The 8,543-nt window shown below is 61.3% G+C and carries 5 protein-coding genes and 5 pseudogenes; 5 read left to right on the forward strand and 5 right to left on the reverse strand.

Annotated features, from left to right (window positions below; all coding sequences use genetic code 11):
- Window positions 1–137: 137 nt before the first annotated feature.
- The 4 genes and pseudogenes from ACFFIC_RS09855 to ACFFIC_RS09870 form a co-directional block, all read right to left on the reverse strand.
- Window positions 138–1,651: pseudogene (locus ACFFIC_RS09855) on the reverse strand (ISNCY family transposase).
- A 139-nt stretch (window positions 1,652–1,790) separates the two neighbouring features.
- The gene (locus ACFFIC_RS09860; RefSeq protein WP_377049996.1) at window positions 1,791–2,093 is read right to left on the reverse strand and encodes a transposase; all 303 of its coding nucleotides are present in this window, start codon (window positions 2,091–2,093) and stop codon (window positions 1,791–1,793) included.
- 150 nt (window positions 2,094–2,243) lie between these two features.
- Window positions 2,244–2,670: pseudogene (locus ACFFIC_RS09865) on the reverse strand (IS5 family transposase); the annotation flags it as partial.
- A gap of 119 nt (window positions 2,671–2,789) precedes the next feature.
- Window positions 2,790–3,319 (reverse strand): annotated as a pseudogene (locus tag ACFFIC_RS09870) (transposase); the annotation flags it as partial.
- A 491-nt stretch (window positions 3,320–3,810) separates the two neighbouring features.
- Between ACFFIC_RS09870 and ACFFIC_RS09875 the strand changes: the two are divergent.
- The 4 genes and pseudogenes from ACFFIC_RS09875 to ACFFIC_RS09890 form a co-directional block, all read left to right on the forward strand.
- On the forward strand, window positions 3,811–4,881 hold the full coding sequence (locus ACFFIC_RS09875) for a hypothetical protein (protein WP_377049997.1): 1,071 nt from the start codon (window positions 3,811–3,813) through the stop codon (window positions 4,879–4,881).
- Window positions 4,882–5,613: 732 nt separating this feature from the next.
- Window positions 5,614–6,108, forward strand: coding sequence for a hypothetical protein (locus ACFFIC_RS09880; RefSeq protein ID WP_377049998.1), 495 nt, complete (start codon window positions 5,614–5,616; stop codon window positions 6,106–6,108).
- A 52-nt stretch (window positions 6,109–6,160) separates the two neighbouring features.
- On the forward strand, window positions 6,161–7,597 hold the full coding sequence (locus ACFFIC_RS09885) for an FkbM family methyltransferase (RefSeq protein WP_377049999.1): 1,437 nt from the start codon (window positions 6,161–6,163) through the stop codon (window positions 7,595–7,597).
- A gap of 390 nt (window positions 7,598–7,987) precedes the next feature.
- Window positions 7,988–8,111, forward strand: a pseudogene (locus tag ACFFIC_RS09890) (helix-turn-helix domain-containing protein); the annotation flags it as partial.
- A gap of 56 nt (window positions 8,112–8,167) precedes the next feature.
- Here the strand turns inward: ACFFIC_RS09890 and ACFFIC_RS09895 are convergent.
- Complete coding sequence (locus ACFFIC_RS09895) at window positions 8,168–8,317, reverse strand: hypothetical protein (RefSeq protein ID WP_377050000.1); 150 nt, start codon at window positions 8,315–8,317, stop codon at window positions 8,168–8,170.
- 19 nt (window positions 8,318–8,336) lie between these two features.
- Between ACFFIC_RS09895 and ACFFIC_RS09900 the strand changes: the two are divergent.
- Window positions 8,337–8,543 (forward strand): annotated as a pseudogene (locus tag ACFFIC_RS09900) (IS630 family transposase); the annotation flags it as partial.

The raw sequence follows: 8,543 nt of genomic DNA on the forward strand, positions 1-8,543 counted from the left end.
TGGAAGCGGGCAAGCGCCGCCTGGCCGGGGACACGGCCCGGGCGGCCACGACGGACGAGGTCAAGGACCTCCGTCAGGAGGCCCGCACCCTCAAGGAGCTCGAGCGGGCGCGGATAGAGCGCGACATTCCAAAAAAATTATGTCGGCAAAGTTAGCTGGCGTGCAGCTTGTTCCAGCTCGGCCAGGTAGGCCTGCGGGTTGCGGCGGAACCGGGTTCGGAGTGTCCGTGCGTGGCGGCGTTGTTCAAGACGGCGGCGGAGTTCGCGCCAGCGCTCGCGGCTGACGCGGCAGAGGTCGCGTGCAGCGGGTGGGTGTCGCCGTGTCGCGATGGCGGCGATCAGACGTACTTCGCCGCGCAGCACGACCGCTGGCGAGGCCGCCTTGCGTCCGGCGGCGCGCCGCTCGTGGTAGCGCTGGGATTCGAACAGCTGCTCGAGGTCGTTGTTGGTCCTGGGCGGGCCCGGCACGGCGTAGCAGTGGAAAAGCCCAGGCCGGTAGCTGCGGGCCACCTTGGCGAAGTGCGCGATGGCGGGAGAGAGTGCACCGGCCCGGTGGCGGTGCCGGAGCATGGCGCCAAGCAGCCCGTCGAACCGGCGCCGCACTGTACCGGCCTCCTCGCCCTGGTTGTTGCCCAGGATCCTTGCCGCCGCATGCACCCAGGCATAGGCGCACTCCACTTCCAGCCAGAGCGGCGCCGTGCCCTCCAGGCCGCGGTCGATCAGCTGCCGGAGCCGCGCGAGCGGCGCGGACGAGCCCCCTTTTCCAAGACCCGGTCCAGGCTGCCCGCCACCGCCTCCAGCCGTCACCTTGAGCTTCAGGCCAGGGGCGGCGACCGGTGTGCGGCCGACGTCCGTGATGGCGCTGCGCACGGCCGCGCAGTAGCCCAGCGCCACCTCCGAGCCGACGTCCTGGCATCCCTCCACCAAGCGCTCGATCCGCCGCACCCCGCGCACCCCCTTCTTGAGTTCCTTCTTGGCGTGCCGGTCCGCCTCGTAAACCGGGTTGGCCGCCTCGCGCAGGAAGTGAAACTGGCAGAGCTGGTGCGGCACCCCGGGCAGCGCCCTGGCCACGGCGCGCCGGATCGAGGTCTGCCCGTCGCTGATCACCCCCTCCACCGGCACCCCGATCGCCTGCGCCACCTCGGCCAGCAAGGGCGCAAGGTCCTCGGCCGTGCCCGACAACAGGCTGCGCGCCAGCAGAGCACCTCGCCCGAGAGGCACTCGCGCACCACCCAGAGCACCTCATGGCCCACGTCCGGCTGCATGCCGTCCAGCGCCAGGATCGCCCGCCCCTGCCTGGCGAGCATCCGACGCAGCCGCCGGGTATCGGTCAGCGAGGTGGCCAGCAGCTCGTCATAGCGGTCCAGCAGGTTGTTGACGCTCCGCTCGGCAATCTCCACCCCGCGCCCCAGCAGGGCGGCATGGATCTCCGGCACGCTGCGGTGATCCCGGTGACGCAGCACCCCTACCAGCGCCACCACGTCCAGGCCGAACTCGTGCTGGGGCAGTGCCATCGCACCCTCCGCCTCCGGGCGGTACGCCAAACGATGACGCGCACAGCCCTCGCGCTCGCAGCGGCGTATCTTCAGCCGCAGCCTTACCGGCCCCGACAGCGTCGCCAGGGTTCGGCGGTTCTCGTAGCGCAGTCGCATGTGCCCGCCACAGCCCGGGCAGTCCTGCCGGAGGGGAACCAGCACCCGCTCCCGTGCGGGCTGCGCCCGCGCCAACAGGTTGGACATCCCGCGCCTCCAGAGCTCAACAAAGGACGTCTCCAGCAACGCTTCACACCAGCTAACTTTGCTGGGCTAGTTCTTTTGGAATGTCGCGCTCCATCCGCGCCCGCTCGAGCTCCTTCTGCAATCGCCGGATCTCAGCCTGCTCCGCTGAAGCGGGCAGAAGTACTTTGCCAACGCCCGTGTGCCCCGCAGCTGACCCCGCCGGGGCACGGCCTCGCGCCCGCCAGTTCCGCAGCATCGATGGCTGGATCCCAAACTCCTTCGCCACCTGCATCAGCGGACGGCCACTGCTCTCCAGCAGCAACACTGCCTCCCGCTTGAACTCCTCCGTGAACTCACGCCGCGTCTTGCTCGTCATCAGGGCACCTCGCTCCCGCAGGAGCTTATCTGAAGTCTCCACCAACACGGGGGAGGGTCACACCAGCGTCAAGCCGCCTAACGTCAATCCCAGATGCGCCGGAGCCTCCACTAAGCCCGCGCCCTCTCTGTCCCAAAGCATTCGACGACGGACAGTTTCGTGTCGTGTCGTGTCGTGGCGCTGACCTGGCAGCAAGACGAAGCGCGCCAAGTTGCCGAAGCGATCGACAAGAGCCACGATCTTGGTTGTCAAGCCGCTACGCGAGCGTCCAATGGCCTGATTTCGAGCCCCCTTTTGCGCCGCTCGCCTTCTGGTGGGCGGTGACGATGGTGCCGTCAATCAGGGCGTACTCAAAGTCTGGCTCGTCAGACACCCGCTCGAAGATGCGGTCGAAGACCTCGGCCCGTACCCAGCCGCGGAAGCGCTGAAATACGCTGTTCCACTTTCCAAACCCTTCCGGCAGGTCGCGCCACGGCAGACACGTGCGCACCCGCCACAGCACCGCCTCCAGGAACAGCCGGTTGTTTTTTGCGGCCACCCCACTGTCCGAAGGCTTGCCCGGCGACAACGGCGCGATCTTCTCCTAGACGGCGTCGCGCACCCCAAACCGACCCTGATCCATCCTGCCGCCACCCTACCAACGACGGGGTTGAGTCACAGCGTGGCAGCGGCAGGAATCCTGGATGTTAACGGACCCTAGTGGTCTGAGTTGGAGGTTCGTTGGCAGAAGCGGCCGACGCTGGCGAGGATGTCGTCGGCGGACTTCGTCCAGACGAAAGGCTTTAGTGCGGCGTTGGTCCTGTCGATATAACCCTGGATAGCGGCCTCAAGGGCGTGGGTGCTGTCGAAGGCACTTCGTTGGAGGCAGCGTCGGATCAGCAGAGAGAACCAGCACTCCACAAGGTGCAGCCGGGAGGCGGAGGTTGGGCTGAAGTAGAGGTGCCATCGGGGCCGCTTGAGCAGCCAGTTGTGGACCAGGCGCGTCTTGTGGGTGGCTGCGTTGTCTGGACGTCGAGGTCTGCGGGCACTGCCGCTTCAACCTGATCCAGGAAGGCCCGGAACTCGGTCGCCCGGTGACGTCCCTTGCAGGCGCCGATCACGGTCCCAGCTTTTACGTCGAGGGCGGCGAACGGGTCGGTCGTGCCGTGCCAGACATAGTCGTGGCTCTGGCGCTCGACCCGGTCGGGGCGCATCGGCAGGACGGGCGCGGTTCCCTCGACGCCGCGGTGATTGAGCGCGGCGGAGATCACTCCGCTGCTACCCAGCCAAGTACCCATCGAACCTGCCATGGCCGCCACCCTTCCCCTGTGTCAGTGGAGTTGTTGCCTGGATAGGATTGAGCAATCAGGGAGCGCGTGGATCAGGGCGTGACTCGACATGGACAAGCCTACAGGGACCGGATTGTAGCGAGACTGCTGCCGCCGGAGAGTTCAGCAGTAGATGTCGTGTCGCGCTAGGTGGGCGTCAGCATCGGGACGCTCGAACGCTGGCGGGCAACGACCTTGGCGGATGGGTCCAGCAGCGGCAGCCACCGCTGGACGGCAGCGGCTCGCCTGGAGGCGGTGATCACCGCAGCGAGGATGGATGAGGCGGCTCGCAGCGCTTGGTGCCGCGAGCAGGGTCTGTTCCCCACTGAACTGGAGGCCTGGAAGCGCGATGCGATTGTCAGTTTGGGTGAGCTACGGGCGACCAGTGCCGCAATCGACGGGACGGTGGCATGGAAAGTAAGCTGGACGCCAACACGCCAGCACTTCACCGAGTGGCAAACCACGTCGACAGAGGGGGCCTTATGCCTAATATAGCCACAAAGCAGGTCTTTGAATCTATTGCCGAAGAAAACAACTCTTATAAAGGAATACTATCAAATAGCGGGTGGTTGTATTTAATCAATGACACGAACGATTTTTTTCGCATTTTTTACGGCATAGATAGTTGGAGCGAAGAAGACGAGCGTCTTGCTATTTCAGCACTCACGCAAAGGGCGTCTGCGATGAGCAGTATGTCACTACCGTATCTTAAATTTATTGTTCCAGAAAAGCCTGCGGTTTACCCAGAACATTTGCCCGCGATCATGCAGAGTTTTCCGATAAATAATCGACGTCCTGCCACTATCCTGGCGCAGGAGTTTCCCGATAATGTATATTATCTTCTGCCGTTTCTCGCTAGCGTTAAGAGCCTTGGGCAGCTTTACTTCCGCGGCGACACTCATCCGAATTGGATCGGGGCTTGGCTGATTTATCGCGCCATTATGTCTCGGCTTGTTCAAGATGGCTTGATGAGCGAAGATAAAATCTTGGACATAAAGGATCTCGCGCCGACGTTAGTAGGATATGATGGTGACCTTGTGCCACATCTTTCGCCCGAAGCACGCTCGCAACTTGCTGGTCGTCTCGGCTTCGTCATACCCGCGGAAGGCTTGGAATGGACGGTAAAGCTGGAGATTCCCCCCGAGCGCAGGTGTGCCGCGAGAGTGCAAACTCCAGAAGCCTACGACAAATGGTACAATTCTCGCGAGACCTTTGTTTTCGAGCGAAGTGACCGTCTGGGACCAAAAGTAGTATTCTTCCGGGACTCAACATTCGATCGCGGCTTGATGGAGATGCTAGCGGAGCATTGCTCACGCTCTGTCTTTGTTTGGCACTTGGGACAGGTTGATAAAGATATTATTGAAATCGAAACGCCCGACTTTGTCGTGCACTGCATGGCCGAGCGTTTCGTTACGCAATACCCAAGTTTCCCACCTTTGTACCAAGCGAGGAAACATTTCGAAAGTTTGGACGCGCGGTAACATCAACAGCACTTGCCGGTGTGTTGAACCTTCATCGAGCTATGATATGAATAAAGCGAGGAACAGTTGCACCCATCTAAACGTCGATCTTGCTTTGCCTCGCCGGCATTGGAAATATTCTCGGGCGCCGATCCTGCACTTCTGCTGGGCATGAAGCATCGCTTGCGCTCACCAAACTAGACTGACCTGCTGCGGCCGTGCAACAGGATGAACGAGCGGCATGAATTGGTCCGCTGACCGCTCTGGTCAACTGGGGCTAGTTCAAGCGAGAATAGACCAGTTTTTTCCGCCGACGAGGGATAGCCTGCCGCCTTTCCGTAGCTGGTGGCAAAACTCATGTACCTGCAACATGCCCACAGCCTTTCGGCCGAGCCGGTACTCGCCCGCTGAGTGGGGAAATCGTACTTCTAGCACTTCAGCAGCGAAACCGTCGTCCAGCACCGCGCCACCTGTCCACTCCTTTTCGCTCAGCCGTTGGCGCGGTCGGATTGGCGAGGAGGGGGCGGAGTGGTTGGTGACCAAGAACTTTGGAGGCAGGCAGGCCCTCGGGGCCGTGACGCCACGCAATCTGCTCGAAATCGCGGTGGACACCAATGTCATGGAAGGCTATCGCCCATACGATCGGCACCCAGCTGTATGAGCAGGCTCGCCGATTTCCGGTGGTGTTGGCGCGGAGGCGTCGGGGCCCAGTTGAGGCAGAACTACAACCGTTTGGCAGCACAGGCGAACCCCATGCTCGTGCCCTTCCGCATGCGGAAGGCGCTGTGCACGCTGCAGGGCTGCACGGGACACGTTCTGCGCGACATCGACCGCAAGTTTCGGGCTGTTCCTGAGGAACCTCCACGAACACAGATCCAGGCGCGCATCTCGGAAATTGACTGCATCTCTAGGGGCAAGGCCCACATCCGGCACAAATTCGGCTTTAGGATTGGTATCGCCACCACGCTCGCTCGCGACTCTGGCGTTGGCATGCGCTCCATGCCCGGCGACCTCTACGATGAGCACACCCAGGCCAATACCGTGCAGCAGATCGAAACCGAGATGGGTGTGCTGCGTCGCCAATGCTTGGACCTGTACATCGGCGCGCGTGAGCGGCTTATCTCAAAGATCAATGCCCGGGAAGGAGCGCGCAACGCTTCCGTTGCCCGCATTAACTGGATGTTCGACACTCAACGTGCGCGAGAAAAGCTAGGGCATCTCCCCCAAGTCACCAGCAAGCAGTCATAATCTCCGCGCGGAGATAATACTCAAGATTGAATAATTAAAGGATATTTTCTCTATGGCACAAGCTCAGACGCGTTACGGACTCATGCGCCTGCCCGACTTTGAAGGTGATATGGTATCTAGGTTTCTTCATCAGTACGGAGAGTGGGCGTTTGAGGAGGCAAGATTCATTGCCCGCAATGTGCAACCCGGTGTGCATCTTCTCGATATCGGAGCGTATGTTGGCACCTTCGGATTGGGTGTCGCACTCGAACAATCGCTGGGCAAGATTAGCTTTGTCGAGGCTAACCTGAAGGTGATTCCTGCATTGCAGGCGAACATTGATGCAAATTGTAATATACCTTCCACTGTGACTCAGGCAGTTGTCACCTCATCGAAGGATCTTCCTCGAATCGCCCACTTTCAGGAAGGCAATCTTTCTTCAATGTCTTTCATCCAGCAAGATGGAGTGAAGGCCGAAATTGATACACCTCGCGTGATCTCCTTGGCTGAATTGCGAACTGAACTGGGGGATTTTGGCGTGATAAAAATAGATGCAGAGGGAATGGAGTTGGACATTCTGCGCAGTGATCCGGATGGACTCTGTCAGCCTGGTGTGATTTTCTGGCTTGAGTGCAATGAAAGGCCAGAATCTTTGGAGCTCGCAAAAGCAGTTCTCGACGAAGGTTTTGCGGTGTATTATTTTGCTTTCCCTTCATTTTCTGATAAAAATTTCAAGAAAAATCTCGATCCAATATTCCCTTTCGCGTTTGAGGCGGGCTTGTTTTGCACTCGCGGAAGTGCGCCAACACTTGACGACCAGATGCGAGCGAACGGCTGCATGTTAGCGAAGGTGGAGAGAGTTGAGGACCTGCGGAGAGCCATGTGGAACACTCCCCGTTGGGGGTTCAGGGAGTGGTTAGGCTTGCCGCTCGAGCAAGTTGTGGCCAGAGCGGCACGGGCGATACATGGGGAGACTTATGAAACTTTCCTACTCGATGAGGCCGGAGGACCTGCGCCATATCCTGAGGAACGGGAGGAATCTCCGCTCTGGTTGCGCCGAATGGAGTCGATGATCGGCTCATTGGCTGAACGAGAAACCGCGCAGCTCGCTGAGCTACGGCGTTGGGCGGACGAGAGTGCCGCGAGAGCACAGGCGGCCGAGGCATCGACTGCTGCGGCCTTGCGCGAGATTGCGCGGCTGGAGGAGGAGGTCGAGCGGCTAACAGATGAAAGGAACCTGGCGACGAAGGTTGAGCTTGATCTGAATGGTCAGGTGACGCACCTCCGCCGGATCACTGACAGCGCGAACGTGCGTTTTCAGCAGGCGCAAGCAGCGCTTGTTCGGACTTCTGCTCTCGCAGACGGGCGTCAGGTTCTCTTGGAAGCGGCATACGCGACAGAAGCGCGGCTTAGGGAACAGCTGAATGCATTGGCCGAGCAGAAGGATGAGCCGAGCGGAACTTCCGAAACGAGGAACTCAGGAGGTGCCTGTGAGAGCGGGATGGCATGATGCCCATTCGTCATATTCTGGGTTGGCAAGGTGGCTGGCGCATTCCTGCGGAGTGTAGGCTTCTTGGAGGAGTTGGCCGACAGTGGTGCAGACGGGCCCCGTGGGTTCGCGCGGCTGCCTTGCGGGGGAGATGCTGAGCTTGTCGAGTGAACCGCTCGGAGCTTCAACTCCCGAGAGGATAGCCTGGTTCACTCTTTGAGGCTGCTCATGAGTACCTAAACCATGCTTTGCATCACCAAGGGCCGGCGCAGCTCATCCTCGAAATACGCAATGGTTTTCCGCAGCTCCTCTTGTGGCTAGAGCGTAATCCGAGCGATTGGATTCGAATGTTCTTGCCCGACGCAGCGGCGATCTGATTCACCCTGCTGGCTGGTGAGGAGGCCAGCCTGCATGGGCCGGACTTTGTCGGAGGATCTTCGCGGCCGCGTTGTTGGGGCGGTGGAGGGTGGGCTGTCCCGCCGGGCGGCCGCTGAGCGCTTTGGCGTCGGGGTAGCCACTGCGATCCGCTGGGTTCGGGTGTTCCGCACGACGAGCGTGACGAGGGCTTGCCCCAAGGGCGGCGACCAGCGCTCACAGCAGATCGAGGCGTACCGAGCCGCCCTTCTCGGTGCGGTTGAGGCCAAGGTCGACCTCACGCTCGTCGAGCTGGCGGAGATGCTGCGGCGCGAGCACGGTGCCAACTTCGCCCCGAGCACGGTCTGGCGCTTTCTCGACCGCCACGCCATGACCCTCAAGAAAAACGGCGCACGCAGCCGAGCAAGAGCGGCCCGACGTCGCGGCCAAGCGCCGCACTTGGTTCAACGCGCAGCCTGACCTCGACCCCGAGCGCCTCATCTTCATCGACGAGACCGGCGCCCCGACCAAGATGGCCCGCCTGCGCGGACGCGCCAAACGCGGCCAGCGCTGCCGTGCCCCAGTGCCGCACGGCCACTGGAAGACCACCACC

Source organism: Muricoccus vinaceus, assembly GCF_042433125.1.
GTDB classification, from domain to species: Bacteria; Pseudomonadota; Alphaproteobacteria; order Acetobacterales; family Acetobacteraceae; genus Roseomonas; species Roseomonas vinacea.

Excerpts from the sequence above, each read along its gene's own strand:
- ACFFIC_RS09885 (WP_377049999.1), top strand. The coding sequence starts at position 6,161 with ATGGCACAAGCTCAGACGCGTTACGGACTCATGCGCCTGCCCGACTTT.
- ACFFIC_RS09880 (WP_377049998.1), top strand. The coding sequence starts at position 5,614 with ATGCTCGTGCCCTTCCGCATGCGGAAGGCGCTGTGCACGCTGCAGGGC.
- ACFFIC_RS09860 (WP_377049996.1), bottom strand. The coding sequence starts at position 2,093 with ATGACGAGCAAGACGCGGCGTGAGTTCACGGAGGAGTTCAAGCGGGAG.
- ACFFIC_RS09875 (WP_377049997.1), top strand. The coding sequence starts at position 3,811 with ATGGAAAGTAAGCTGGACGCCAACACGCCAGCACTTCACCGAGTGGCA.